Source organism: Dokdonia sp. MED134 (genome assembly GCF_000152925.2).
GTDB lineage: Bacteria > Bacteroidota > Bacteroidia > Flavobacteriales > Flavobacteriaceae > Dokdonia.
Map to the genome: position 1 here is coordinate 2,078,451 of NZ_CP009301.1, position 25,303 is coordinate 2,103,753.

The following is a 25,303-nucleotide window of genomic DNA, read 5'->3' on the forward strand; positions in this document are numbered from 1 at the left end:
CCACTTTATAAAATTTATAAGGTGGTTTTATTGTATGAAAACAAAACAATGCCATACCTGTAATACACAAACTGAAGTTGCCTTTAGAGTGCGACTTCACAGTAAAAAGCAATGGGTTTTTATTTGTGAAGACTGTTGCAATCTTCACAAAAATAGTCCTGGGTATACCTATGGCGGTACTTGGAAAGGAAAGCGTCATTAATAGTAAGACTGTAACAATAAAGAGGACCGCCTGTCTCTATAACAAACAAAGACAATTATTATGAAAACAATAGTAACATTTATAGCCATACTTATAACGAGTATTTCTTTTGCTCAAAATCCTATCACAAAAAATGTAGGAGATTTTACAGAAGTAAAAGTGTATGATCGTATCGTGGTAAATCTTGTAAAATCTACAGAGAATAAGGTGGTGATTACAGGTGAAGACGTAAGCCAGGTTAATGTGGTAAACAAAGATGGAACACTTAAGATTAAAATGGATCTAGATCTCATTTTTGATGGTAACAAGACCTTTGTATATGTACATTATAATAATCTAGAAGTTATAGATGGTAATGAAGGAGCTGTTATTACCTCAAACGAGCTTATAGAACAAGACAAGATTGAGATTAAGATGCAAGAAGGAGCTCGCGTTAAAGTAGGTTTACAAGTGCGAGAAGCCCTTTTAAGAGCTGTTACAGGAGGTATTATAGAAGCGAGTGGTCAAGCAACGGTACAGAGAGTAAAAGTAAATACAGGTGGTATCTATGAGGGTCGTAACCTAGAGACAGAAACTGCAGAGATATTTGTACAAGCTGGAGGAGAAGTAGAGGCTTATGCGAGTAAAATGGCAGACCTTACTATACGTGCCGGTGGTGACATTGTGATTTACGGTAATCCTGCAGAGGTAAAGAAGCATCGCACCTTTGGAGGGCGTATAAAGATTATGTAACCATAATGTATTCTTAAATTATAGAGGGATGTTCATAACCAGTGAGCATCCCTTTTCTTTTGTAAATCCCTTTACCTAACTTTGTGTAAAGCACCATACTTTTATGTTTGAAGACTTACACACAGCCATACCCCTAGGATTTTTCCTAGCGTTCTTAATAGGGCCTGTGTTTTTTGTGTTACTTGAGACAGCGGCTACAAAAGGTTTTAGAGCTGCTCTAAGTTTTGATATAGGTGTTATCATAGCAGATATTATTTTTATAATGGTTGCTTACTTAAGTAGTTATCAACTGCTAGAAAACTTAAGTAACCAGCCAGGTCTTTATGTTTTTGGTGGTGCTATATTGATAGTGTACGGACTTACTATTTATCTTAAAAAACCTACACGAGATGCCCTAGATCCTAATAGAGCAAAGGTTAAAAAAGGAGGGTATCTACAACTTTTTATAAAAGGATTCTTACTTAATTTTATAAATATAGGAGTGCTTGTTTTCTGGCTAGGTATCTTAATAATTATAGGCCCTACTGTAGAAAATGATGGAGAGCGCCTTCTTGGGTTTTTTATCGGGATGATAGGTGCTTACTTTATTACAGACTTAGGCAAGATTATTCTAGCAAAACAACTTAAAAGATATCTTACTCCACGTAGAATTTTTAAACTAAAAAAGGTTTTAGGCCTTGTTCTTATAGTTTGTGGTCTTGTATTAGTTACTAAGGGTTTTGTACCCTCAGACGAGTTTAATATACAACAGGAGATGGAGCGTTTTCAAGAAATCCCAGAGATTACGCCAGATAGTATTACCTAGAAAATAATATTGCATAAAAAAAGGAACTCCGTATGAAGTTCCTTTTTGAGGTATCGAGCGGATTCGAACCGCTGTAGATGGTGTTGCAGACCACTGCCTAGCCACTCGGCCACGATACCAGTTGTGCGTGCAAATATAGGAATAGATTTGTTATATAACTTATGAGAATCACTACTTTTTTACTTCCTTCTAGTTGCAATTATGCATTATCAAGAAGAGATATAAAAACCTTATCCTTTTTTTACAGCATTTATATTGTTTAAAATGAATGCTTAACGAGTTTTAGTACGCTCTACAGTTACCATTTCTACATCGCCACCTATAGGAGGATTTACCTTAGATACTGCGACTGTTGCTACTTGTATGAGTGCTTCCTCATTAAAAAATCGTACCAGTATACGCTCGCAAACGGTCTCAAGTAGGGCAGAGGGTATTGCCATTTCTTCCTTAACAATACGGTTAAGCAACACATAATCTACCGTGTGAGATAGCGTGTCTGTTTGAGCACTTTTAGATAAATCTGCCTCAATTTCTACATCTACTCTATAATCAGATCCTATGGCTGTCTCTTCAGAGAGGCAACCGTGGTAGGCGTATGCACGTATGTTTGTTACTCTTATTTTTCCCATATGGCGGTATTGTTTATAAGTGGTCAAAGTTACAATACGTACAATGTATAATAAGAATACTATCCTCCAAAGAGATCAAAAATATTACTCAGCGCACTAGTTTTTGCTTTATAGAACTCAGTATATGAGCAGTTTTTGCAAGTAACTGTACTGTATTTTTCGGTTTGCATATTGAGTAATTTAGTTAGAAAGCTACCAGTAGCTCTCATTTGCCCTATATTATAAGTTGTATTTGCACATTTTGGACAGGTATAGTTGAGTGTGTTCATAAAGGTATATTGATTATAGTATATGTAGCTGAGAAGTATATTTTGTTACAAAATCTAGTGCGAGCGCTCCTGTCTATGGATAGTTTATAAGGGTATAATTGCGCTTTCGCGAAAGCGTAAAAAATCCCAGTTAAATCACCTGCACAATCCATCGTCAAAATGATTAATTTTACCACAAGAATTATAGGTTATGACAGAAGAACATAAATCATTAAATTTTTTAGAGCAAATCGTCGAAGAAGATCTTAAAGGGTCTTATTCTAAAGAAGATTTACGCTTTAGATTTCCACCAGAGCCTAATGGGTATTTACACATAGGGCACTGTAAGGCTATATGCATAAGTTTTGGACTAGGGGAGAAGTATGGTGCACCGGTAAACTTACGTTTTGACGATACAAACCCAGCCAAAGAAGAGCAAGAGTATGTAGATGCCATTAAGGAAGATGTCTCGTGGTTAGGATACCAGTGGGATAAAGTATGTTTTTCTAGTGACTACTTCCAGCAATTATACGACTGGACTATCCAGCTCATTAAAGATGGAAAGGCTTATGTAGATTCACAGTCTAGTGAAGCAATGGCAGAGCAAAAGGGAACACCTACACAACCTGGTGTACCTGGACCTTATCGTGATCGCACAGTAGAAGAAAACTTAAACCTCTTTGCAAGAATGAAGGCAGGAGAGTTTAAAGAAGGAGAACACATACTACGTGCTAAGATTGATATGGCACACGTAAATATGTTAATGCGTGACCCTATTATCTATAGAGTTTTACATAAAGATCACCACCGTACAGGTAGTGACTGGTGTATATACCCTATGTATGACTGGACACACGGAGAGAGCGATTACATAGAGCAAATATCGCATAGTTTATGCTCACTAGAGTTTAAGCCTCATAGAGAGCTATATGACTGGTTTCTTGACCAAGTTTATACAGGTGAAGATTTACGTCCAAAACAAAGAGAGTTTGCACGCCTTAACCTCAACTATACCATTATGAGTAAGCGCAAGCTTCTTAAACTGGTAGAAGAAGGTGTTGTATCTGGCTGGGATGACCCACGTATGCCTACTATCTCTGGTTTACGTCGTCGTGGGTATACTCCTGCTTCTATACGTAACTTTATAGATGCAGTAGGTGTTGCAAAGCGTGAGAATGTGATAGATGTAGCGCTATTAGAATTTCATATACGTCAAGATTTAAATCGTACTGCACCACGAGTGATGGCAGTTCTTGATCCTGTAAAGCTGGTGATTACAAATTATCCAGAAGGAAAAGAAGAGTGGCTAGATGCAGAAAATAATCCAGAAGATGAGAGTGCAGGTGAGCGTAAAGTTCCTTTTAGTAAAGAGCTGTACATAGAGCGTGAAGATTTTAAAGAAAATGCTGGTAGTAAATACTTTAGACTTACTACGGGTAAAGAAGTACGTCTCAAAAATGCATATATCATAAAGGGTGAAGAAGTCATAAAAGATGCAGATGGAAACATCACAGAGATACATTGTACCTATGACCCAGAGAGTAGATCTGGAAGCGGTACAGAAGCTTCTAAGCGCAATGTAAAAGGAACACTTCACTGGGTATCTATACAACACGCTATTAAGGCAGAGGTGCGCTTGTTTGATAGACTTTTTAGTGATGAAAATCCAGATGGTCACGAAGACAAGGATTTTATGGAATTTATAAATCCTAACAGTTTAACAACCATTACAGGCTACCTTGAGCCTAGTCTCAAAGATGTTGAGGTAGGTGACTTATTTCAGTTTCAGCGCAAGGGATATTTTAATGTAGATAAGGACAGTACAACATCGCATCTTGTTTTTAACAGAACGGTAGGTTTACGTGATTCTTGGGCAAAAATTAAACCTAAGCAAGCCTCACAAAAAAATCAAAATGCACCAAAACCTCAGCAGCAACAAGCATCTGCATTGAGTACCATAAATAAACTAGGTAAGAAGCTAGCAAATCTTCCAGAGGAGAAGCGTCTTACTACAGTAGCAGATATTCAAAAACTAGCAGTCCAGCTTACAGAAGAAGAGGTAAAAGGATTCTTTAACACTGCGGCAAAGAAGGTAGGAACTCGTCTTGCGGGTATGGAGAGTTTATACGCTTTCGCGAAAGCGCAAAACAAAACCATTAAAGACATAGAAGGTGCAGAAGCATTTGTCGAAAAAGCAAGAGAAGATAAGAATGAATTGCTGCAAGAAGCGGCAGCAAGGTTTTAAGAAATAGGGATCTCTATTTTAACTAAAATTGGCATAAAAACCCGTTATCTAGAAAGATAGCGGGTTTTTTTAACATTTATTATGAGCTGGTATTGTGGATATTAACCGGTTATTAACGGAGAATAAAAGGCTATCAAAATATCTTTACACAACAACAAATACTAATCAAAAATAATAGAGATATGAGTAAGTCAAGTAATACATTATTAGCTTTAGTTCTAGGTGGTGCAATAGGCGCAGCAGCAGGAATTCTTTATGCTCCAGAAAAAGGAACTAAGACTAGAAAAGACCTTTCTAAAAAGGCAAAGAAAGAACAAGAAAAGCTGGTAAAACAACTTAAAGAGACTAGAGAGTCACTTACAGATAATGCACAACAGGCAAAATTATCTTTTGAAGAAAAACTTAATAGCACAATCTCTACAGCAAGTCACAAAGCAGATGATGTAATTGCAACATTAGAATCTAAACTTGCAGAACTAAGACTTCAAAATGCTAAGTTGCAAAAAGATGCTACTGTAGAAAAGGCAAAGGTAAAAACAGAAAAAGCATTATCATAAGCCTTAAAAAACCAATCAAATATGGCTTTTGAAAAGTTAACAAATAATCTAAAAGGACTTACAGATAACGGGCAACAGTATGCTAAGGTTACTGCAGAGTACTATAAACTCTCACTGTTTAAAAATGGAATGAGAGGTTTAGTAAGTGCTGCAAATCTTGCGCTTAGAGCCACTTTTGGTCTTCTTGCTTTGCTATTCTTATCTATTGGTCTTGCTATTGTAATAGGTGATGCTTTAGATAGTGCTAGTAAAGGATACTTTATAGTGGGTGGTATATATATTGTCATTTTCTTATTAGTATTCTTATTTGCAGGGAAACCACTTGAGCGTATGTTACTTACAAAGTATAGTAAAATGGCCTTTAGCGATGATTCTTTTAAGGAAACGCCCTCTGCAGGAGCTTCTATGCCTATAAAAAATAAGATAGATGAGAGTATATAATAACTTTGACCAGATAGAACACGATCTTAAAATCCTTAAACTTAAGAGACAAATAAGTGAGGAGGAGGTAAGACTTAATGTAAATGGCGCAAAGACTGGAATGAGCTCAGGGTTGTCTCCAGTTTCTTCTCTAGGTAATCTTTTGGGCTCACTGGTACAAAAGGCAGTAGTAGCAAAATTACTTAGTGCAATCTTTGGCTATAAGCGCGTTAAGGAAGTAGATAAAAAAGGAGAATATAAAGGGTAGTATCGCATTATTATTTACAAAAAAAGCCCCAAGATTTCTTGGGGCTTTTTTACTATAAAGATGATTTTAATCTTCTTGAGAATCTCTATTTTTCTTATTTATGATTCCTTTTGCTTCATTTTCTTTTTTCATTTGCTCTCCTATTTGATTTGAAGCTACAAATGAGGTAATCATATCATTAAGCATATTGCTACCCGCTTGTGGTGAGTTAGGCATAAGTATAAGGTTTGAGTTAGTTTGCTCACCCATAGATTGTAAAGTATCATAGTGTTGTGTTACAACAATAAGAGCAGATGCTTCTTGAGAATTTATCCCCACATTATTTAATACATCTACAGACTCCTCAAGACCACGAGCAATCTCTCTACGCTGGTCTGCAATACCTTGTCCTTGTAAACGCTTAGACTCTGCTTCTGCACGTGCTTTTGCTACAATCTTGATACGATCTGCTTCTGCTTCAAACTCTGCAGCCACTTTCTCGCGTTCTGCTGCATTAATTCTGTTCATAGCTGCCTTTACCTGTAAATCTGGATCAATGTCTGTTACAAGTGTTTTAATGATGTCAAAACCGTAGTTAGACATTGCTTCATTAAGCTCACGCTTTACTGCAATGGCAATATCATCTTTACGCTCAAAAACGTCATCTAGTTTCATTTTAGGTACCTCTGCACGTACTACGTCAAAAACGTATGAAGTAATTTGATCTCCTGGGTTTTCTAGTTTGTAAAAAGCATCATATACTTGATCCTTAACTACTTGAAACTGTACAGAGATTTTAAGTCTTACAAAAACGTCATCTTTTGTTTTTGTTTCTACCACAACATCTAGTTGTTGAATTTTTAGGTTGATGCGCCCCGCAATTTTATCTATTAGTGGTATTTTAAATTGTAATCCAGAATTACGTACCCCTACAAATTTCCCAAAACGCTCGACTACAGCAGCGGTTTGTTGTTTTACCATAAAGAAAGCAGAGATTAACACAAATAGTGTAAAAACTATTAGTACAGGAAGAATAACTTGACTCATAATTATTGTTTTTGATGGTTTATTGAACCTTTTACAAAGATTCTCATAAAGATAAGTAGCTATTATCGAGAAAAAGTAACACTTAAGCTAAAAGTTTCTGAAACGAAATAAACTTGCTCTATATTACAAACTGATTAATCAAAGTCGTTCTAGTCTGAACCTCAATATATGAGATACATAGTTTTTTTAATATTCTTTGCTATAGGTATGCTTACCGTAACAGCACAGTCTTATTATAGTCCAGGTAACTATAATAGATTAGGGCTACAGGCAAAACTCTCAGTACTAGATATAGATACCCAAAACTTTAATCTAAAAGGGGAAACTGGTTTTCTAGGTGGTCTTACCACGAGGGGTAGATTATACAACGATTTTGGAATCGTTTATGGGATTGATTTTTTAAGTGCTAATATAAATTTACAAAGTCGTCCACTAGGAGAGTCACGTCTAGAAGAAACTCGATATACAGTAATAGGAGCACAGCTTAATCTATTATTTAGTTACAATCTTATAGAAAAACATCTTGCAATAGATTTTGGTCCTGCCTTACTTGTTAATGGTAAAATGAATTTAAGACAGACGGGCCAGAGAGATAATATTGTAGAAGGCTATACAGCATTAAGAGCAGAAGATATTGAAGAAATATCACGTATAAATGGTTTTGGTATCATAGGTATCACCGCTGGTTTTGAGCACGTGAGATTTATTATACAATATCAATATGGATTTACAAATATGTTTAATAATCTTAACGACCGAGATCTATTAGATGTAGATCCTAATGCAAATAATTTTAAAGGATCTCCATCTTTACTAGCTGGAGGTATTGTTCTTTATCTTTAAAGCATAAAAAAGAGGAAGCTATAAACTCCCTCTTTTTTAGAATATCAAATAATAATTATCCTAGCGTAGCGATAGCATAATCTATACGTCGCAGTGTTTCTTCTTTACCTATAGTAGTTGCAATATCAAAAACATCTGGTCCCTGCATAGCTCCCACTAGCGAAAGCCTAAAAGGTTGCATTACTTTACCAAATCCTAGTTCACTATCTACTATCCAAGCTTTAAGAGCTGTTTGTGCCTCTATAGTTGTAAAGTTATCTACACCATTAAGTATGATTTTTACTTCTTCCATAATAGCGTTAGTACCTTCTTTCCAGGCTTTTTTTGACGCTTTTTCATCAAAGGCAGTAGGAGCTGTAAAGAAGTAGCTACCTAAGGTCCAAAGATCTTCTACAAATACAGCACGCTCTTTTATAAGTGTTATAACCTGTGTAGTATATCCTTCTGTAGTCTCAACACCTTTCTCAGTTAACAATGTAGAGAAAGCTGTTGCAATAGTTGCTACAGGCGTTTCTTGCATATACTGCTGCTGGAACCATTTTGTTTTTTCTGGATCAAATTTGGCACCGCCTTTATTAACACGTTTTAAGTCAAAGGCAGCAATAAGCTCTTCAAGACTAAAGATTTCTTGCTCTGTACCTGGATTCCATCCTAAAAAGGCAAGCATATTTACTACAGCCTCTGCAAAGTATCCATCTTCTCTGTAACCAGAAGAGATTTCATTACTCTTAGGATCTTCCCATTGTAGCGGAAATACTGGAAAACCTAGTTTATCTCCATCACGCTTACTTAACTTTCCTTTACCCACTGGTTTAAGGATAAGCGGTAAGTGTGCAAATTTTGGAGCTGTCCACCCTAATGCTCTGTATAGCAATACGTGTAAAGCAAGAGATGGTAACCACTCCTCACCTCGTATTACGTGAGAGATTTCCATAAGGTGGTCATCTACAATATTTGCTAGGTGATAAGTAGGCATACCATCAGACTTAAATAAAATCTTATCATCTAGTATGTTTGTATCTATCTCCATATCACCACGTATCTCATCTTGAAGTTTTAAAACTTCATCTTGAGGAGATTTAAAACGTATCACATAGTTATCACCAGCTGCGATGCGTTGTTTAGTTTCTTCTTGAGAGAGTACTAGTGAGTTATCTAGTTTAAGACGGTTATGCCAGTTATATATAAAAGTTTTACCGTTTGCCTTGTGATCTTTTCGGTGAGCATCTAGGCTCTCTGCCGTGTCAAAAGCATAGTAAGCATTACCAGAATCTATAAGCTTCTGTGCATAGGTATGATACATATCCTTGCGCTCGCTTTGCCTATATGGTCCATATCCACCATCTTTAGTAGGCCCCTCATCATAAGAGATACCGCACCAGTCTAGACTCTCACGTATGTAATCTTCGGCACCAGCTACATAGCGATTTTGATCTGTATCTTCTATACGTAAGATAAAAGTACCTCCGTGTTTCTTTGCAAATAAGTAATTAAAAAGCGCCGTGCGCACACCACCGATGTGCAATGGCCCAGTAGGTGAAGGTGCAAATCGCACTCTAACATTTTGAGACATAGTCTTAGATTTTGTGCAAAGATACTTTTAAGAAGAGTAAAATTTTGAGATTTGGGGTTTAAAGTTTTTACGCTTTCGCGAAAGCGTAACCCTAGTAATTACATTTTGTAGAACTATATTTAATTAACCTGTGGTCTCTGATCTGCTGGGACTCGCTTGTTCATAATCTTAAACCATAAGGGTGGTAATAGCGATAGCACCATACTGGTAGGATATCCATATGGTAATTGTGGGCTTATGTCGTGATAATCTAGTAATTGATATTTCTTATTTGCACGATAGTGGTGATCACTGTGACGGGTAAGCTCATAAAGCATTATACGTCCAAAAACGTGGTTACTATTCCACGAGTGTACTTCTCTTACACGTTCATAACGGCCACTAGGAAGTTTTTTACGTCTCAACCCATAATGTTCTATGTAATTAATAGTCTCAAGGAGTAAAAAGCCTGCGATTGCTGCAAAAATTACAACCATAAGACCTAAAGAGCCAAAAAACCAATAGGCAACAAACAGATAACTAGCTTGAAAAATGTGATACCAGAGCATATCATTTTTAAAAGATAAAAAAGAGTTATTTGCTCTTTTTAATAGGTCCATTTGTATCCTCCAGGAGTTTGTATACTGCTTGTAAATAGAAGATACCCAAAAAGAATAAAGCGATTGATTATACTTTGCTGTGGCCGGATCTTCTGGAGTAGCAGCTTTAAGATGGTGGCCATAGTTATGCTCTATATAAAAGTGCATATAGAGTGCTGGCAGTAGGAGGAGTTTACCTAGAGTTCGCTCTATTTTACTTTTACGATGACCCAGCTCGTGAGCTACATTTATTCCATTAGAGCCTATTACAATACCGGCAGAAAATATGAGACCTACAAGCTCTGCAAGGCTAGTTTCTTGAGTAGTTACTGTGGTTAATGTAAGTAATAATATACCGTACACAATCACAATGTTTAGATACAATAAGAAATCTGTCCAGTGTAATGATTTCTTATCTTCCTTTTCTTGAGAGTCTATATTAACCTCATTTACAGGTAAAATTGATTCAATGATAGGTACAAGTACAAAGGCATAAATCGGGGTTAACCACACCCAGATACCTTGATAAGTAAGACCTATAAAAGCACATAGTGGAGTAGAGTAGGCAGTAAGATATTTGAGATCTTTCATAGGGTAAAAGTGCTGTGTTTAATATATTGTTAGAAAGGACAAAGCAATAATCTTGCATAAAGTGTTGATAGGCAAGATTATTGTAGACAAAATAGAACATTCTTAAAACATAATAAAATAGTACTTTAGAGGTTGCTATAAAGAGAATACCTATAATGATGCACAGGTTTGAAAAGATAGAGAGGAAGTTAGAAGGTTTTATTAAGAAGTATTACACAAATGAGTTGCTTAAAGGCGTGATTTTGTTTTTTGCTTTTGGGGTCTTATATTTTTTACTCACCCTCTTAATTGAATATTTCTTTTGGCTCAGTCCTCCAGGTCGTACCGTTCTATTTTGGGTTTTTATTCTTGTAGAAATAGCACTTCTCGCCAAATTCATTTTACTACCACTATCTAGACTTTTTAAACTCTCAAAAGGAATTAACTACAAAGATGCTGCGAGCATAATAGGTAATTATTTTCCAGAGGTAAGTGACAAACTTATAAACACATTACAGTTACACAAAGATGCTGGAGACTCAGAACTTATGCTGGCGAGCATAGCACAAAAAAGTGAAGAGCTAGAGCCGGTACCTTTTAAGCTAGCCATAGATTTAAAAAAAAATAGTAAGTACTTAAAGTATGCTGCCATCCCGATTGTGGTATTTCTTATCGTAAACTATGCAGGTAAGGAAAAGGTATTTTCTTCTAGCTATGAGCGTGTTGTAAACTATAATGAGGCTTATGAGCCACCAGCTCCTTTTTCTTTTTATGTGGTTAATGAAGATTTACAAGCGATAGAGAATAAAGATTTTGAACTTAGAGTACGTACCGTAGGAGATGTAATTCCAGAGGAGGCAAGTATACGCTTTAACGATGAGGTTTATTTTTTACAACAAACGGCTCCAGGAGAATATAGTTATGTTTTTGAGCAACCTACAGAAGATGTGACCTTTAGCCTTCAAGGTAATAAGGTGGTTTCTCAACCTTATGATCTTGAGATACTTAGAGTTCCGGTACTACTTGATTTTGAGATGGTTATAGATTATCCTAATCACACTAATAAGCGCACAGAACGTATTAAAAATACTGGAAACGCAATTATTCCAGAAGGCTCAAACGTGAGCTGGGAGTTACGTACAAGACAAACTGATAATGTAGATCTTGTGCTTAAGGATACGATTATTTCTTTCGCTTTAAGCGAAAATAAAAACAACAGCACATCTTACAGCACCTCTAAGCGTATTTATAATAACACGAGCTACGAGGTAAGTACGAGCAATGCAAGATTAAAAGATTATGAAAGCCTTGCCTATAACTTGCAAGTTATAAAAGATCAATACCCTCAACTATTACTAGAGGCAAAAAGAGATACGGTAAACGAACAACAAAACTATTTTTACGGTAAAGTAAGTGATGACTATGGATTAACTAAGTTGCAAATCGTGTATTACCCGTCTGAAACTGAAGTAAAGCAATATAAGACTATTGCTATATCAAACGGTAATGTGGATCAATTTGTTTATGCCTTTCCTGATAATCTTGATTTGCAGGAGGGTACGAATTATGAATATTATTTTGAGGTTTTTGATAATGATGCTGTTCATAATTACAAGAGCACAAAGAGTACAATTTTTAGCTACACAAAACTCACAGAGGATGAACTCAAAAACAAACAACTAGAGCAACAACAAAAATCAATTAGTAATCTAGACAAGTCTTTACAAAAGATGAAGGAACGAGAGGAGGAGCTCAAAGAAATCTCTCGTACACAAAAGGAGAACAAGGAACTTACCTTTAATGATCAAAAAAAGCTGGACAATTTCTTAAAGCGACAACAGCAGCAAGAAGAAATGATGAAAGACTTTTCTAAACAACTTAAAGAAAATCTGGATGAGTTTCAAAAGGAAGAAGAACAAACAGATGAGGACAAAGAGAGGTTAAAGGAACGCCTCGAACGTCAAGAAAAAAAGGCGAAGGAAAATGAAAAACTTCTTAAAGAGTTACAAGAACTGCGAGAAAAAATGCCAAAAGAAGAGCTCTCAGAAAAGCTAGAGGAATTAGAAAAACAGAATAAAAATAATAAGCGCAACCTTGAGCAAATGGTTGAACTTACAAAGAGATATTACGTTCAAAAAAAGGCCGAGCAAATTGCAAATGATTTACAAAAGCTTGCAGAAAAACAAGAGGCATTAAGTAAAAAGGAAGGAGCAGAAAATACCAGTGAGCAACAGCAACAACTTAATGAAGAATTTAAAAATCTAGAAGAAGCGCTTAAGGATCTTGAAAAAGAAAATCAAGAACTTAAAAAGCCAATGGATATTCCGGGGGATGAGCAAAAGCAAGAAGAGATTAAAGAAGAGCAACAAGGGGCTTCACAAGAATTAGAAAATCAAGAACAGCAACAACAACAAAGTGGGCAGCCTCAAGACACATCTGCAGCACAGAAAAAACAAAAAAAGGCAGCAGATAAAATGAAACAAATGAGCCAGTCTATGCAGTCACAAATGCAAATGTCTGGTGAGGAAGCATTAGAAGAGGATGCAGAGATGCTTAGGCAGATACTTGATAATTTATTAGTTTTTAGTTTTGAAGAAGAAGTCGTGATGATGAACTTTAGAAGTATGGATGATAAAAATCCTAACTATGCTAAAAAGCTAAGACGCCAGAATGTTTTAAAACAGAATTTTGAGCATATAGATGATAGTCTTTATGCATTATCATTACGTCAACCTAAGCTTGATGAAATAATAAACGAGTCACTGGTAGATATAGATTATAATATGAATAAGGCGTTAGAGCGTCTTGCAGAAAATCAAATTATACAGGGAGTAAGCAGCCAGCAATATGTTATTACTGGAGCAAATGAACTTGCAGACCTTCTTAGCCAGTCTCTTGATGATATGCAAAATGCTATGATGTCGGGTAAAGGTTCTGGAAAAGGAAAAGGTGTAGGGGTAGGTTCTGGCGGTGGTGGCGGTGAGCAATTGCCAGACATCATACAAAGTCAGGAAGAGCTCAATAAGAAAATGGGTCAAGGAAACAAACCTGGAGACGGTAAAGATGGTGAGGATGGTGAAGACGGAGAAAAGGCAGGTGGAGATAAACCAGGCGGTGAAGAAGGTGAAGGAAAAGGAGGAGAGCAACCTGGATCTAATGGAGAGGGCGGAAAAGAGGGTGAAGGAAAAGGTGGTAAAGGAGGCAGTAAAGAATCAAGTAATGGAGATAAAGAAGGAGAAGGTTCTGGTAATGGCGAAGGTGAAAATAGTGGGGATGAGTATGAGCAAGGATTGCTTTATGAAATTTACAAGGAACAGTCTAAATTACGACAGCAGTTACAAGATGCAATTGAGCGTGAAGGTCTAGGTGATGACGCAAAAAAACTTGTAAAGGATATGCAGAAAGTTGAGGAGCAATTATTAGACAAAGGATTTAGTAATGAGACTATGCAGAATATGACTAAACTTAAGCACGAATTATTGAAGCTCAAGGAAGCCACTTTTCAGCAAGGTCAAGAAGAAAAACGTGAGGCAAATACAAATCTTAAGAGTTTTTCAAATCCCGTAAATAGTGCTTTAGAAAAAGCAAAAAAATATTTTAATACAACAGAAATTCTTAACCGTAACGCACTTCCTCTTAAAGAAGAATATAAGCGTAAGGTGCAAGATTATTTTCAGAAGAGCGATGATAGAATTTAATAGTACAAATAATTTTGAGTTAGTTAATCCAGAACAAATCATTTCTTGGTTAGAAGTAGTTATTAGTGCAGAAAAGAAGATTGTCGGTGAGCTTAATTACATCTTTTGTGATGACGCTTATTTACATAAAATTAATGTAGACTTTCTTGACCACGATACATTTACAGACATCATCAGTTTTGACTATACTCAGGGCAATGTAGTAAGTGGCGATATGTATATCTCTGTAGAGCGAGTAGAGGAGAATGCTCAAGATTTTAATTGCTCATTTAGAGACGAATTAAGCCGTGTTATGGTACACGGTATACTTCACTATTGCGGTTATAAAGATAAGAGTATAGAGGAGGCAAAGCTTATGCGTAGTAAGGAGAATACTTATTTAGCATTGCGTTAAGTAGTAATTTTCTTACAATTACTTGTTTTCAATAGTTTTGGCTTCTTATAACCTTAACTCTTTAAGTGATTAAAACTATTTATCTTTGCACGATTTTCTGTTAGGGTAATCACGCTTTCGCGAAAGCGTAATACAAAGTGTTCAATAAAGGACACGTTTAATGTTCCACGTGAAACAATGAGTTTATTTCAAGATACATATGATGTAATTGTAGTTGGTGCGGGTCACGCAGGTTGTGAAGCCGCTGCCGCTGCTGCAAATATGGGAAGTTCTACGCTTCTTGTAACAATGAATCTACAAACCATCGCCCAGATGAGTTGTAATCCAGCTATGGGTGGTATTGCAAAAGGGCAGATTGTAAGAGAGATTGATGCATTAGGAGGATATAGTGGTATTGTGTCTGACAAGACAGCAATACAATTTAAGATGCTCAACAAATCAAAAGGTCCTGCTATGTGGTCACCACGAGTGCAAAGTGATCGTATGCGATTTGCAGAGGAGTGGAGATTGCGTCTAGAAGGAACACCTAATCTTGATTTTTATCAAGAGATGGTGAGCGGACTTCTAGTAGAAAATAACAAGGTTGTAGGTGTAACCACTTCTTTAGGTATTAAAGTAAGAGGTAGATCTGTAGTGCTCACAAATGGTACTTTTTTAAATGGACTTATCCATATAGGTGAGAAACAATTTGGAGGAGGTAGAGCTGGTGAAAGAGCAGCTACTGGTATCACAGAGCAACTACTGGATTTTGGTTTTGATTCTGGTAGAATGAAGACAGGAACACCTCCTCGTGTAGATGGCAGATCATTAGATTTTTCTAAAATGATTATCCAACCAGGAGATGACGTTCCAGAGAAGTTTAGTTATAGTAAAGAGACAAGTCCGCTTACTAATCAGCGTCCTTGTCATATGAGTTATACTTCGCCAGAGGTACACGATTTATTACGTGAAGGTTTTGATCGTTCTCCTATGTTTAATGGTAGAATCAAATCTCTCGGGCCAAGGTATTGTCCGTCTATTGAAGATAAAATTAACCGCTTTGCAGATAAGGATAGACATCAGTTATTTGTTGAGCCAGAAGGTTGGGATACTTGTGAGATTTATGTAAATGGATTTTCAACATCTCTTCCAGAAGATGTACAATTTAAAGCCTTGCGTAGTGTAGCTGGTTTTGAAAACGTAAAATTTTTCCGCCCTGGTTACGCAATAGAGTATGATTATTTTCCTCCTACACAGCTTAAGCATACCTTAGAAACGAAGCTTGTAAGCGGACTATACTTTGCTGGTCAAATTAACGGAACAACGGGATATGAAGAAGCCGCCTCTCAAGGTCTTATAGCGGGTATGAATGCTCACTTGAAAGTACACGATCAAGAGCCTTTTACTTTACAACGTGACGAGGCTTATATAGGTGTTCTTATAGATGATCTTATTACAAAAGGTACAGAAGAGCCATATAGAATGTTTACTTCTCGTGCAGAGTATAGAACCTTGTTACGACAAGATAATGCAGACGAGCGTCTCACTCCAAGATCACATAAAGTAGGTCTAGCATCTGAGGAGCGTCTTGTGACTATGGAAAAAAAGCGCGAGCAGTCGGATAATTTAGTTAAGTTTTTTGAGGATACAAGTATACTCCCAGAGGAGGTAAATAATATATTAGAAGAACGAGGATCTTCTCCTATGCGACAATCTGATAAGATGTTTAAGGTCTTCTCAAGACCTCAAATACATCTAGAGGATATGAAGCAGTTTAAAAAGGTTGCAGCATATATTGATGAGTATAGTCTGGAGCGTGATGTGTTAGAACAAGCAGAAATTAAAGTAAAGTATGCTGGTTATATTGCAAAAGAAAAAGCAAATGCAGATAAACTTCAACGTCTAGAGAATATCAAAATTCCAGATAATTTTGATTACTCAAAGCTTAAATCACTATCATTTGAAGCTAGAGAAAAGTTATCTAAAATTAGACCTACTACAATTTCTCAAGCATCACGCGTGAGTGGAGTGTCTCCTTCAGATATAAGTGTGATGTTAGTTTATATGGGAAGGTAATTTAAGTTTTCTTTTCGTTCCACGTGAAACAATTTTAATGAATAAGGAGTTTAAAGTTAAAGATCATTCTGTAACAGGTGAAGAATTTGTGCTTACATATGACGAGAAATTACATATGTATTACACGATGCCAAAACCTACTTTAGGGAGCTTACCTTCATATTATGAAAGTGATGACTATATATCTCATACAGATGGCAAACGTTCTTTATTTGAAATTGCTTATCAAACGGTAAAGGGAATTACGCTTTCGCGAAAGCGTAAACTCCTCAAAAAATATCACCCATCTTTGGGTCGTGTTTTAGATATCGGTGCTGGAACTGGAGATTTTTTAGAACATCTGTCTAGACATAACTGGAATACTTCTGGAATTGAACCTAGCATAAAAGCCAAATCACTAGCTCAAAAAAAAGGACTCAATTTAAAATCTACTATTGAAGAAGTAGGGGAGGAGCAATTTGATGTGATTACAATGTGGCACGTTTTAGAACACGTTTATGATCTACAAGGACAAATAGATTGGCTTAAAACACATCTCACTAAAAATGGAACCGTGTTTATAGCTGTCCCAAATTTTGAATCTTACGATGCATTTCATTATGAAGAATTTTGGGCTGCATATGATGTGCCTCGTCACCTATATCATTTTTCTGAGCAATCTATAAATATGTTATTTGAACTAAGTGATTTAAAACTGGTAGAAGTTTTACCTATGAAGTTTGATGCTTTTTACGTGAGCCTACTTTCTGAAAAATATAGTTCTGGTAAGATGAATTATTTTAAGGCTCTTACAACTGGTCTACGCTCAAACAAGAAGGCAAAAGCAAATGGAGGTTACTCTTCTCAAATTTATGTCTTAAAACACGCTTAAAATTAAAATAAGCCGTTTTAAGGGCGTTTTGTAGGTTTAGTCTTGTCTGTGTATGTAATTATTGTAAAAACTAACCTAAGACACCTTTTAAGAGGTGTTTTTTAATAGGGATTTCTTATTGATAATTATTTTGTTGATTGTTTTTTATTATCATCTCGTTTTTAACAAGTTTTTAGCGTGCAATGTTCCACGTGAAATAAAATAGTAGGATTTGAAAATTTATGCATCTATACAACTTGTAGATTTTAAAATGTTAGAATGTTATGGATTCTCAGTATTTTCGCCGCAATTAATTAAAAACACACAATGAAAAAAATAGGAGTATTACTAGTTGCAGCAATGATGGCTGTTGCGTGTCAAACAGAGAAGACTGGTTTTGTAGATACTGAAGAGCTACTTACAGAATATGCAGAGCTTAAAGAAGCAAAAGAGCGTTTTACAAAAGAAAACGACGAGATTATGGCAGATCTTGAACTTAAGATCAAAGCTTACCAAATTAAAGAAGATCTTTTTAGAAAAAACGGACCTTCTATGTCTCGTAAAAAACAAGAAGAAAAGTATAATGAGCTTGGAGCCGAAGCACAACAGTTACAACAAGAACGCCAGGCAAGAATAGGAAAGCTACAAGTAGAGAGCCAAGAGGTAATAGACTCTCTTATTACTAAGGTTAAAACTAAAGTTAAGGATTACGGTAAGGCAAATGGATACTCATACATTTATGGGTCTAATGATGCTGGAAGTGTTCTTTTTGGGAAAGAAGAATTAGATCTTACAAAGACTATTCTTAAAGAAATGAATGACAATTACACCACGAAGGAGTAAATAAAGTTTATTTAAAATGCTTAAAGCGGTGAGAAATCACCGCTTTTTTTATGCGTTAAACTTGTTAATAATAGATTATCGCAATGGTCTCAGCCAAAAATGCTGCGTGAGTAAACTATATTTCTCTTTAAGATTTTGGCATTAGAGAGTTGATATTATTACATAATATTTTACTTGTAAAATATAAAGAAGTAGGCTTCAGATATTAATTTATTAGGGTTTTTTTCAGAAATATTATAAGGTAATTTTTGAGGTGTTTAATTGAATTTAGACCTCAATGTAAGCTATGATTTATCTTAAATTATTGATTGTTTTGTAACCTATATGAAATCATAATTATAGTGTATAATACTCGTTATTTTATGAAGCATTATCACTGTAATATAATCTACTTTTAACTAACAATATTGATCTGTAATGAGGGTGTGTTTTGTGTGTAAATATATCTGAGGGCTAGTCATATTTTTAGCTTGGGAATGTTGTTATGCTATGTTCAATTTGGTTGAACTGACGTAGTAGAGTAAAACCAGGCTATGCTTTTTTAAATATTGTGGTGAGTAATCTTCCGAAGGCGAATAGATTTCCTAAATAATTTTGACTAAATATTATTTTAGTCTCATCTAAAAATATGTAATAAATTGATTTATTGACTCTTGCGATGTAGTAATCTAGTGAGTTTAATAGAGAGATCTGTAAGGATAATCTTTGCATTACCGTTGCGCTCTATGTGATATTCGGCGTCTTGTATGGCTTCTACTATGGGAAGTATATTGTTATTATGCACAAATGGAGCAAACTTAGAAAGATCAAATCCCGTCTCTGGTTCCATAAAAACAAGGTCATTTGCCTTGTAGTTTTTAAGCAGAGCCTGACGGAAAAACTGGACACAATATTCAAGGAAATTTTTCTGTGTCTCACGACCAGATTTTGCTATCTCCTCGCTCCAAGAAATAAGGCCTAAAACGGCTTCTTTTTTACCCTTAGCCTCGAAGGCTGTGCGTACCCAAGTAACAAACCATTTTTCAAATTGTATATCATCTCCATCGTGATGTAAAAGGTGCAATGCTTGTTGATAATCACCTTGTGCTTGATGTGCAATTTTATTTGCTTCGGCTTCTGGTGTATTGTGTTTTGTAATTAGTGCCTGTGCAATTTGAGGTTCACTTAGTTTCGGAAACGTGAGAACTTGACATCGTGACTTTATAGTGTCTATGATACTGTCTTCATTTTCGGCAATGAGGATAAATAGGGTTTGTGCAGGTGGCTCTTCAAGAAGCTTGAGTAATTTATTTGAGGCAGCGGTGTTCATTTTATCTACAGACCAAATGATCATTACTTTATATCCACCTTCATAAGCTTTAAGCGCAAGGGACTTATTAATATCTGCAGCTTCATTTACACCTATTTGACCTTGCTTTTTTTCAATACCTAGGTGCTGGTGCCATTCAAAAAGGTCTCCGTACGGGTTCTCTTTTATAAAAGAGCGCCACTGTTTAATAAAATGACTAGATACGGGATGGCTTTTTACTTCTGGCGTAGTAGCAACTGGAAAGGCAAAATGTAAATCTGGATGAGATAAATTTTCAAATTTTAGATTGCAATCTGCCGCGCCAGAGTTGTTTTCGCCTTGAGCGTTATTACATAAAATATATTGAGCATAAGCAATGGCCATAGGTAAGACACCTGTGCCAGCAAGGCCTACAAATAGTTGAGCGTGAGCAATACGACCTGCATCTACACTTGTAGTGAGGTGATTTTTAATAAAATCTTGCCCTATAACGTTTGAGAACAGCATAGCGCCAAATATAAAGGAATCACCGCATTTATTATCCTCTGTATCCATTATATTTGCTAGTAAAACCAACGGATATGATCACAGTAGACGACTTTAATTTTGAGAATAAGAAAGCACTTATACGTGTAGATTTTAATGTTCCTCTTGATGAGGAAGGTAATATCACAGATACTACCAGAATAGAGGCTGCAAAACCTACTATTTTAAAAATTCTTGAGGATGGCGGTTCGGCTATTTTAATGTCGCACTTGGGACGTCCTAAAAATGAAGAAGAGGAGTTCTCGCTATCTCAAATATGTAGTACTGTTTCTGAGATTATAGGGGTAGAGGTAAACTTTGTAGATAATTGTGTGGGTGATAAAGTAACGCAGGCAGCTCAAGACCTTGAGATGGGTAAGATTTTACTATTAGAAAATCTACGCTATCACAGTGAGGAAACTGCAGGTGATGAAGAGTTTGCAAAGCAATTAAGCACTCTAGGAGATGTTTATGTAAATGACGCCTTTGGTACAGCACACCGTGCACACGCATCTACAACAGTAGTTGCTCAATTTTTTCCAGATGCTAAGTGTTATGGATATTTACTAGCAAAAGAGATAGAGAGTCTTGATCGCGTGCTTAACAATAGCGAGAAGCCAGTACTTGCTATACTAGGAGGATCTAAGGTGTCTTCAAAAATTACTGTAATCGAAAACATACTTGATAAAGTAGATGAGATGATTATAGGTGGTGGTATGGCATTTACGTTTATTAAGGCACAGGGTGGCCAGATAGGAAACTCTATTTGTGAGGATGATAAAATGGATCTTGCGCTTGATATACTTAAGCAAGCAAAAGAAAAAGGTGTACAGATACATATACCTGTAGATGTTATTGCTGCAGATGATTTTGCAAACGATGCAAATACAAAAGTGAGTGACATCACAGCTATAGAAGATGGATGGCAAGGATTAGATGCGGGACCCGCTTCTCGCGAAAATTTTGATGCTGTTGTAAAAAGAGCAAAAACTATACTTTGGAACGGACCTCTAGGCGTTTTTGAGATGGAAACTTTTGCAGGAGGTACTATTGCATTAGGCCATAGTATTGCAGAGTCTACTCAAAACGGAGCATTCTCACTTGTAGGTGGTGGTGACAGTGTTGCTGCTGTAAAGCAATTTGGTTTTGATTCAAAAGTAAGTTATGTCTCTACTGGAGGAGGAGCAATGCTAGAAATGCTAGAAGGTAAAACACTACCAGGTATAGCAGCGATTAAAGCATAATGACAACACATAAATTTTTGAAAGCCACCCTAAGCGGTGGCTTTTTTAATGACCTATAATGCGTGATAGCCATAAAAAATACAAGTGAATTATTGAATAAATAAATGCTGTTCTGGTAATATATTACCTTAAATCGTTAAGGTCTTTCCTAATTTTTAAAACCATACGATTTTCTCGTATCTTTCGTTTCTTGACTATGACCCAAATGCACATAAAAAATAACCTTTTCTTGTTCTATTCCCTAGTGCTAGTTACACTATCGCTGCAAGCACAAGACACACTATCATACGAGGCATACAAGCTTAAGCAACCTGCTAGTGAGCAAGTAAAAACTCAAATATTGCAACCGGATACAATCACTATTGTAAATGAGGTGAAGACAAATGTGATATCACAAGATCTACCTCAAACAGTTATTGCTACTCAAGTAAAAGATTCAATAACATTTAGGCTAGAAGATGAGCCACAGGCAGCACTCATAGATATGCGCTGGCGTCAAGAACTTGCCAGAATGGATCTTTATGACTCTATAAATGCTATAAGAAACAGCCAGACCTACCTACCAGAAGTAAGGCTTGAGTTACCCACAGATACCTTAAAAAAGCGACTCGCAGCTATAAATGCGCGCACACCCTTTAACGTCGAGTATAATCCCTCACTAGAGAGCGTGATAAACCGTTATTTAAAACGTCATAAACCTACTATGGAGAAGTTAATGGCTGTGAGCCAGTTTTACTTCCCTATGTTTGAAGAACGACTAGACAGATATGACATTCCTCTTGAGATGAAATATCTCGCCATTGTAGAGAGTGCATTAAGACCTAGAGCAAAATCTAGAGTTGGAGCAACAGGACTCTGGCAATTTATGTTTGCAACTGGTAAAATGTTTGACCTAGAAGTAAACAGTTATGTAGATGACCGTATGGATCCTATAGCAGCTACAGAGGCGGCTTGTGCCTACTTATCGCAACTATATAATATACACGGCGACTGGGACCTTGCCCTGGCATCTTACAATTCTGGCCCTGGTAATGTTTCTAAAGCCATAAGACGCTCTGGAGGTTATAAAAATTACTGGAATATACGCCAGAATTTACCTAGAGAAACCGCAGGGTACGTACCAGCATTTCTAGCAACAATGTACCTTTTTGAATATGCAGATGAGCACGGCTACACTCCAGAAAAGGCACCCGTAAATTACTTTGCGACAGACACGATACACGTGAAACAAACTATTGCACTAGACCAAGTATCTAGCATTGTGGGCGTACCTCTTGAGATTGTACAGTTCTTAAACCCGCAGTACAAGTTGGACATTATTCCTGTGATAGAAAACAAGAAGTATTATGTGAGACTGCCTATAGAGAGCGTAGGGAAGTTTGTACAAAATGAGGCTGCTATTTACGCTTTCGCGAAAGCGGAATTAGACAAAAGAGAAAAACCTTTACCAGAGGTACTAGCGGCGAGCTCGCAAGTAAGATACCGCGTGCGTAGTGGTGATTACCTAGGTAAAATTGCAAATAAATATGGTGTGCGCGTAAGCCAGATCAAAAAGTGGAACAACCTGCGATCTAACGCGCTTAAAATAGGGCAGCGACTCACAATATACCCTAGAAAACCAGTGACTAATAATGCTGTTGCGAGCAAGAAGAAAAGTGTCTCTCTTAAAGGGAAAAAGACCTATACCGTTCAAAATGGAGATTCCCTCTGGAAGATTGCAAATAAATTTCCGGGAGTAAGTGTTGAGAATATCAAAGTTTGGAACGATATTAGTAGCTCTAGACTCAAACCCGGAATGAAACTTCGAGTGTCTAAATAATTGATTATGAAAGCTATTCTATACATCTTATGTTTTTGTTTTGTGAGTGTGAGCATCGCTCAAGAGACTATACTTGAGCCTGTAGATGTAGAGAACACTTCAAAAAAAGACCCGGTATACGAGTATCTATTACAACACTATAAACCTATTTCTGATAAAGAACCCATTCCGTCAGACGGTGTGGTAGATTGTGGTTTTACACAAACATTTGAAAACGGTTTGAGCTATGAGAAGCGCAACTGTGCAGATGCATACCTTGCCAGTGGTGAGGTCCTTACTGTTACAAATCCAGATAGAACATCAATAGTAAAATGGGTTGAGTCGCTTAATGCTATTTTTACAGAGCATAAAGGACACAACGGCTGGAATTTTGATCAGTCAGAATACAGGCCACTGTCTAATGTACCAGGCGCATTTTTCGAAATTTATAGATATAAAAACAGTACCAGCATCTTAGTAATGTCAGGGTGTTAGAAAAAATTAAATAAAATGATTAAAAAAGTATTTTTAAGCTTAGTCACAGCGACTATTCTATTTTCTTGTTCTAATGGAGACGGTAAGAGAATCTTAACAGAGTCTGTAGGTAACATAAATAACGTAAAAGTAGTACTTACTAAAGATCAATGGCAGGGCACTATAGGAGACGCGCTAAGAGACGTTCTTGCAGATCCGGTATATGGATTGCCTAGAGAAGAACCTAAGTTCTCTATAGACCAGATACCGCCAGAAGCTTTTGGTGACTTTTTACTTAAGAATAGAATCTTTGTACAGATTAAACCGGCAGACAGTGCGACTGTAACTATTGTTAATGATAAGTATGCGCGCCCACAAACAGGTATTATTATTACAGGTAAAAGCGAGACACAAATTGCAAACCTTATCATAGATAATGAAGAGAAGATTGTAACAGCGCTTAAAAATCAAGAACTGGTAGCAAACCAGCGCCGTATTAAAAAAGCACTCAAGAACACAGACTCTTTGCGCAAGACCTTTGGTGTACGATTCAATTTTCCAAATGCATATCGTTATGCAGAGCAAAAACCAGATATCTTCTGGATACGTAAGGATTTAAAACGTAGCGGTAATATGAATATAACAGTATACGAAGTACCACTTCAAGCCATAGATAAGGATACACTTACCATAAAAAATATCATACGTATGCGTGACTCTATAGGTGGTAAAAAAATACCTGTAGATGATGGCCGTTTTATAACAGAGAGAGCCTTCTCACCTTATTTACAAGAGACAGAAATAGACGGTAAGTTTACGTATGAAACTAAAGGAACCTGGGAGGTAGATGGTCGTTATATGGCTGGACCCTTTGTAAATTATGCAATACGTGATGAAGAAAACGGGAGATACCTCATACTAGAAGGTTTTATATTTTCACCTTCTCAAGACCAGCGAGACAATATGTTTGAGCTAGAGAGTATATTAAAAACGGCTAAGTTGAAGTAGGTTTTTAATCACGCTTTCGCGAAAGAAAAGTGATACACACAAAAAACCGCATAGCTCAATGAGCTATGCGGTTTTTTATATAGTATAAAACTAGATTTTATTTTTTCTCTTCAATAAGATCGTCATCTTCATCTTTTGATGCCTTCTTAAATTCTTTAATACCGCCTCCTAAGCCGCGCATCATTTCAGGGATTTTTTTACCTCCAAAAAGTAGTAAAACCACTAATACAATAAGTCCTATTTGCCAAGGGCCTACCATTCCTAAAAGTATACTTAATGTGTTCATCATCTTCTGTTTTAGAAAAACAAAGATAGTAAGAAAACAAACATATGAGCGTTAAAGTCATAAAAAGGACAGAATAAGGAGCTTTGTGGTGTACGATGGTAATTTTCGCGTAAGCGTAATAATAGGTCTACACTATATCACATC

At 36.5% G+C, this 25,303-nt stretch carries 24 protein-coding genes and 1 tRNA gene; 17 read left to right on the forward strand and 8 right to left on the reverse strand.

The genetic code is table 11. The features are described 5' to 3' along the window. Window positions 1–34: 34 nt before the first annotated feature. The 3 genes from MED134_RS15340 to MED134_RS09105 all read left to right on the forward strand — a co-directional run bounded on the left by MED134_RS15340 (window position 35) and on the right by MED134_RS09105 (window position 1,739). A complete protein-coding gene (locus tag MED134_RS15340) occupies window positions 35–202 on the forward strand; it encodes a hypothetical protein (protein ID WP_193352749.1) in 168 nt (55 codons plus the stop codon). A gap of 60 nt (window positions 203–262) precedes the next feature. After that, window positions 263–934, forward strand: a complete 672-nt coding sequence (locus MED134_RS09100; protein ID WP_038598137.1) for a head GIN domain-containing protein — start codon at window positions 263–265, stop codon at window positions 932–934. Between the two features lie 103 nt (window positions 935–1,037). After that, window positions 1,038–1,739, forward strand: a complete 702-nt coding sequence (locus MED134_RS09105; RefSeq protein ID WP_035326195.1) for a LysE family translocator — start codon at window positions 1,038–1,040, stop codon at window positions 1,737–1,739. A 48-nt stretch (window positions 1,740–1,787) separates the two neighbouring features. On the opposite strand, the gene MED134_RS09110 is transcribed toward MED134_RS09105, so the two are convergent. From MED134_RS09110 to MED134_RS09120, 3 genes are all read right to left on the reverse strand, one after another. Next, window positions 1,788–1,858, reverse strand: a tRNA-Cys gene (locus MED134_RS09110). 153 nt (window positions 1,859–2,011) lie between these two features. Continuing rightward, the gene (gene folB / locus MED134_RS09115; protein WP_035326199.1) at window positions 2,012–2,368 is read right to left on the reverse strand and encodes a dihydroneopterin aldolase; all 357 of its coding nucleotides are present in this window, start codon (window positions 2,366–2,368) and stop codon (window positions 2,012–2,014) included. 59 nt (window positions 2,369–2,427) lie between these two features. After that, on the reverse strand, window positions 2,428–2,637 hold the full coding sequence (locus MED134_RS09120) for a zinc ribbon domain-containing protein (RefSeq protein ID WP_038598140.1): 210 nt from the start codon (window positions 2,635–2,637) through the stop codon (window positions 2,428–2,430). 190 nt (window positions 2,638–2,827) lie between these two features. Here MED134_RS09120 and MED134_RS09125 point away from each other — a divergent pair, with 190 nt between their 5' ends. From MED134_RS09125 to MED134_RS09140, 4 genes are all read left to right on the forward strand, one after another. Then, the gene (locus MED134_RS09125) at window positions 2,828–4,861 is read left to right on the forward strand and encodes a glutamine--tRNA ligase/YqeY domain fusion protein (protein ID WP_038598142.1); all 2,034 of its coding nucleotides are present in this window, start codon (window positions 2,828–2,830) and stop codon (window positions 4,859–4,861) included. 182 nt (window positions 4,862–5,043) lie between these two features. Next, window positions 5,044–5,418: a YtxH domain-containing protein gene (locus MED134_RS09130; RefSeq protein WP_038598144.1), complete on the forward strand. Its 375-nt coding sequence runs from the start codon at window positions 5,044–5,046 to the stop codon at window positions 5,416–5,418. 21 nt (window positions 5,419–5,439) lie between these two features. Further along, entirely contained in the window at window positions 5,440–5,859 is a 420-nt protein-coding gene (locus tag MED134_RS09135; protein ID WP_052084186.1) for a phage holin family protein, read from the forward strand. After that, window positions 5,846–6,106: a DUF6327 family protein gene (locus tag MED134_RS09140; RefSeq protein WP_038598146.1), complete on the forward strand. Its 261-nt coding sequence runs from the start codon at window positions 5,846–5,848 to the stop codon at window positions 6,104–6,106. The genes MED134_RS09135 and MED134_RS09140 overlap by 14 nt, the downstream gene beginning before the upstream one ends. 66 nt (window positions 6,107–6,172) lie before the next feature. Here MED134_RS09140 and MED134_RS09145 read toward each other — a convergent pair whose 3' ends face one another. Next, window positions 6,173–7,132 (reverse strand): SPFH domain-containing protein, encoded by a 960-nt coding sequence (locus MED134_RS09145; protein WP_035326207.1) that lies wholly within the window; start codon window positions 7,130–7,132, stop codon window positions 6,173–6,175. A gap of 168 nt (window positions 7,133–7,300) precedes the next feature. Between MED134_RS09145 and MED134_RS14745 the strand changes: the two genes are divergently transcribed. After that, entirely contained in the window at window positions 7,301–7,975 is a 675-nt protein-coding gene (locus tag MED134_RS14745; RefSeq protein ID WP_052084188.1) for a hypothetical protein, read from the forward strand. Between the two features lie 55 nt (window positions 7,976–8,030). On the opposite strand, the gene gltX is transcribed toward MED134_RS14745, so the two are convergent. Then, on the reverse strand, window positions 8,031–9,548 hold the full coding sequence (gene gltX, locus MED134_RS09155; RefSeq protein WP_038598148.1) for a glutamate--tRNA ligase: 1,518 nt from the start codon (window positions 9,546–9,548) through the stop codon (window positions 8,031–8,033). A 119-nt stretch (window positions 9,549–9,667) separates the two neighbouring features. Further along, the gene (locus tag MED134_RS09160) at window positions 9,668–10,717 is read right to left on the reverse strand and encodes an alkane 1-monooxygenase (RefSeq protein WP_038598150.1); all 1,050 of its coding nucleotides are present in this window, start codon (window positions 10,715–10,717) and stop codon (window positions 9,668–9,670) included. 155 nt (window positions 10,718–10,872) lie between these two features. Between MED134_RS09160 and MED134_RS09165 the strand changes: the two genes are divergently transcribed. The 5 genes from MED134_RS09165 (at window position 10,873) to MED134_RS09185 (ending at window position 18,536) form a co-directional block, all read left to right on the forward strand. Beyond that, on the forward strand, window positions 10,873–14,394 hold the full coding sequence (locus tag MED134_RS09165) for a hypothetical protein (protein WP_084811654.1): 3,522 nt from the start codon (window positions 10,873–10,875) through the stop codon (window positions 14,392–14,394). After that, window positions 14,381–14,788: an rRNA maturation RNase YbeY gene (gene ybeY / locus MED134_RS09170; protein ID WP_038598152.1), complete on the forward strand. Its 408-nt coding sequence runs from the start codon at window positions 14,381–14,383 to the stop codon at window positions 14,786–14,788. Before MED134_RS09165 ends, ybeY begins: the two co-directional genes overlap by 14 nt. A gap of 177 nt (window positions 14,789–14,965) precedes the next feature. Beyond that, entirely contained in the window at window positions 14,966–16,843 is a 1,878-nt protein-coding gene (gene mnmG / locus MED134_RS09175; RefSeq protein WP_038598154.1) for a tRNA uridine-5-carboxymethylaminomethyl(34) synthesis enzyme MnmG, read from the forward strand. A 37-nt stretch (window positions 16,844–16,880) separates the two neighbouring features. Then, the gene (locus MED134_RS09180; RefSeq protein WP_038598156.1) at window positions 16,881–17,714 is read left to right on the forward strand and encodes a class I SAM-dependent methyltransferase; all 834 of its coding nucleotides are present in this window, start codon (window positions 16,881–16,883) and stop codon (window positions 17,712–17,714) included. Window positions 17,715–18,020: 306 nt separating this feature from the next. Then, window positions 18,021–18,536, forward strand: a complete 516-nt coding sequence (locus MED134_RS09185; protein WP_038598158.1) for an OmpH family outer membrane protein — start codon at window positions 18,021–18,023, stop codon at window positions 18,534–18,536. A 643-nt stretch (window positions 18,537–19,179) separates the two neighbouring features. Here MED134_RS09185 and MED134_RS09190 read toward each other — a convergent pair. Further along, complete coding sequence (locus tag MED134_RS09190; RefSeq protein ID WP_038601113.1) at window positions 19,180–20,331, reverse strand: ATP-binding protein; 1,152 nt, start codon at window positions 20,329–20,331, stop codon at window positions 19,180–19,182. Between the two features lie 74 nt (window positions 20,332–20,405). On the opposite strand from MED134_RS09190, the gene MED134_RS09195 reads away from it, so the two are divergent. From MED134_RS09195 to MED134_RS09210, 4 genes are all read left to right on the forward strand, one after another. Then, entirely contained in the window at window positions 20,406–21,593 is a 1,188-nt protein-coding gene (locus MED134_RS09195; RefSeq protein ID WP_038598160.1) for a phosphoglycerate kinase, read from the forward strand. A 205-nt stretch (window positions 21,594–21,798) separates the two neighbouring features. After that, window positions 21,799–23,412, forward strand: coding sequence for a lytic transglycosylase domain-containing protein (locus MED134_RS09200; protein ID WP_148305651.1), 1,614 nt, complete (start codon window positions 21,799–21,801; stop codon window positions 23,410–23,412). Between the two features lie 6 nt (window positions 23,413–23,418). Further along, window positions 23,419–23,886, forward strand: coding sequence for a hypothetical protein (locus tag MED134_RS09205; RefSeq protein ID WP_038598164.1), 468 nt, complete (start codon window positions 23,419–23,421; stop codon window positions 23,884–23,886). Between the two features lie 15 nt (window positions 23,887–23,901). Beyond that, window positions 23,902–24,873 carry a DUF4837 family protein gene (locus tag MED134_RS09210; protein ID WP_038598166.1) on the forward strand — a complete coding sequence of 324 codons (972 nt, stop codon included), beginning with the start codon at window positions 23,902–23,904 and terminating at the stop codon, window positions 24,871–24,873. Between the two features lie 97 nt (window positions 24,874–24,970). On the opposite strand, the gene tatA is transcribed toward MED134_RS09210, so the two are convergent. Beyond that, complete coding sequence (gene tatA, locus MED134_RS09215) at window positions 24,971–25,159, reverse strand: twin-arginine translocase TatA/TatE family subunit (RefSeq protein ID WP_035326230.1); 189 nt, start codon at window positions 25,157–25,159, stop codon at window positions 24,971–24,973. Window positions 25,160–25,303 lie beyond the last annotated feature (144 nt).

Coding starts and splice junctions, on each gene's coding strand:
- mnmG (WP_038598154.1), top strand. CDS start 14,966: ATGAGTTTATTTCAAGATACATATGATGTAATTGTAGTTGGTGCGGGT.
- MED134_RS09165 (WP_084811654.1), top strand. CDS start 10,873: ATGATGCACAGGTTTGAAAAGATAGAGAGGAAGTTAGAAGGTTTTATT.
- MED134_RS09140 (WP_038598146.1), top strand. CDS start 5,846: ATGAGAGTATATAATAACTTTGACCAGATAGAACACGATCTTAAAATC.
- MED134_RS09125 (WP_038598142.1), top strand. CDS start 2,828: ATGACAGAAGAACATAAATCATTAAATTTTTTAGAGCAAATCGTCGAA.
- MED134_RS09130 (WP_038598144.1), top strand. CDS start 5,044: ATGAGTAAGTCAAGTAATACATTATTAGCTTTAGTTCTAGGTGGTGCA.
- MED134_RS09185 (WP_038598158.1), top strand. CDS start 18,021: ATGAAAAAAATAGGAGTATTACTAGTTGCAGCAATGATGGCTGTTGCG.
- MED134_RS09135 (WP_052084186.1), top strand. CDS start 5,440: ATGGCTTTTGAAAAGTTAACAAATAATCTAAAAGGACTTACAGATAAC.
- gltX (WP_038598148.1), bottom strand. CDS start 9,548: ATGTCTCAAAATGTTAGAGTGCGATTTGCACCTTCACCTACTGGGCCA.
- MED134_RS09160 (WP_038598150.1), bottom strand. CDS start 10,717: ATGAAAGATCTCAAATATCTTACTGCCTACTCTACTCCACTATGTGCT.
- MED134_RS09190 (WP_038601113.1), bottom strand. CDS start 20,331: ATGCTGTTCTCAAACGTTATAGGGCAAGATTTTATTAAAAATCACCTC.
- ybeY (WP_038598152.1), top strand. CDS start 14,381: ATGATAGAATTTAATAGTACAAATAATTTTGAGTTAGTTAATCCAGAA.
- tatA (WP_035326230.1), bottom strand. CDS start 25,159: ATGAACACATTAAGTATACTTTTAGGAATGGTAGGCCCTTGGCAAATA.
- MED134_RS09105 (WP_035326195.1), top strand. CDS start 1,038: ATGTTTGAAGACTTACACACAGCCATACCCCTAGGATTTTTCCTAGCG.
- MED134_RS09180 (WP_038598156.1), top strand. CDS start 16,881: ATGAATAAGGAGTTTAAAGTTAAAGATCATTCTGTAACAGGTGAAGAA.
- MED134_RS09100 (WP_038598137.1), top strand. CDS start 263: ATGAAAACAATAGTAACATTTATAGCCATACTTATAACGAGTATTTCT.
- MED134_RS09120 (WP_038598140.1), bottom strand. CDS start 2,637: ATGAACACACTCAACTATACCTGTCCAAAATGTGCAAATACAACTTAT.
- MED134_RS09210 (WP_038598166.1), top strand. CDS start 23,902: ATGATTAAAAAAGTATTTTTAAGCTTAGTCACAGCGACTATTCTATTT.
- MED134_RS09200 (WP_148305651.1), top strand. CDS start 21,799: ATGCACATAAAAAATAACCTTTTCTTGTTCTATTCCCTAGTGCTAGTT.
- MED134_RS15340 (WP_193352749.1), top strand. CDS start 35: ATGAAAACAAAACAATGCCATACCTGTAATACACAAACTGAAGTTGCC.
- MED134_RS09205 (WP_038598164.1), top strand. CDS start 23,419: ATGAAAGCTATTCTATACATCTTATGTTTTTGTTTTGTGAGTGTGAGC.
- folB (WP_035326199.1), bottom strand. CDS start 2,368: ATGGGAAAAATAAGAGTAACAAACATACGTGCATACGCCTACCACGGT.
- MED134_RS09145 (WP_035326207.1), bottom strand. CDS start 7,132: ATGAGTCAAGTTATTCTTCCTGTACTAATAGTTTTTACACTATTTGTG.
- MED134_RS14745 (WP_052084188.1), top strand. CDS start 7,301: ATGAGATACATAGTTTTTTTAATATTCTTTGCTATAGGTATGCTTACC.
- MED134_RS09195 (WP_038598160.1), top strand. CDS start 20,406: ATGATCACAGTAGACGACTTTAATTTTGAGAATAAGAAAGCACTTATA.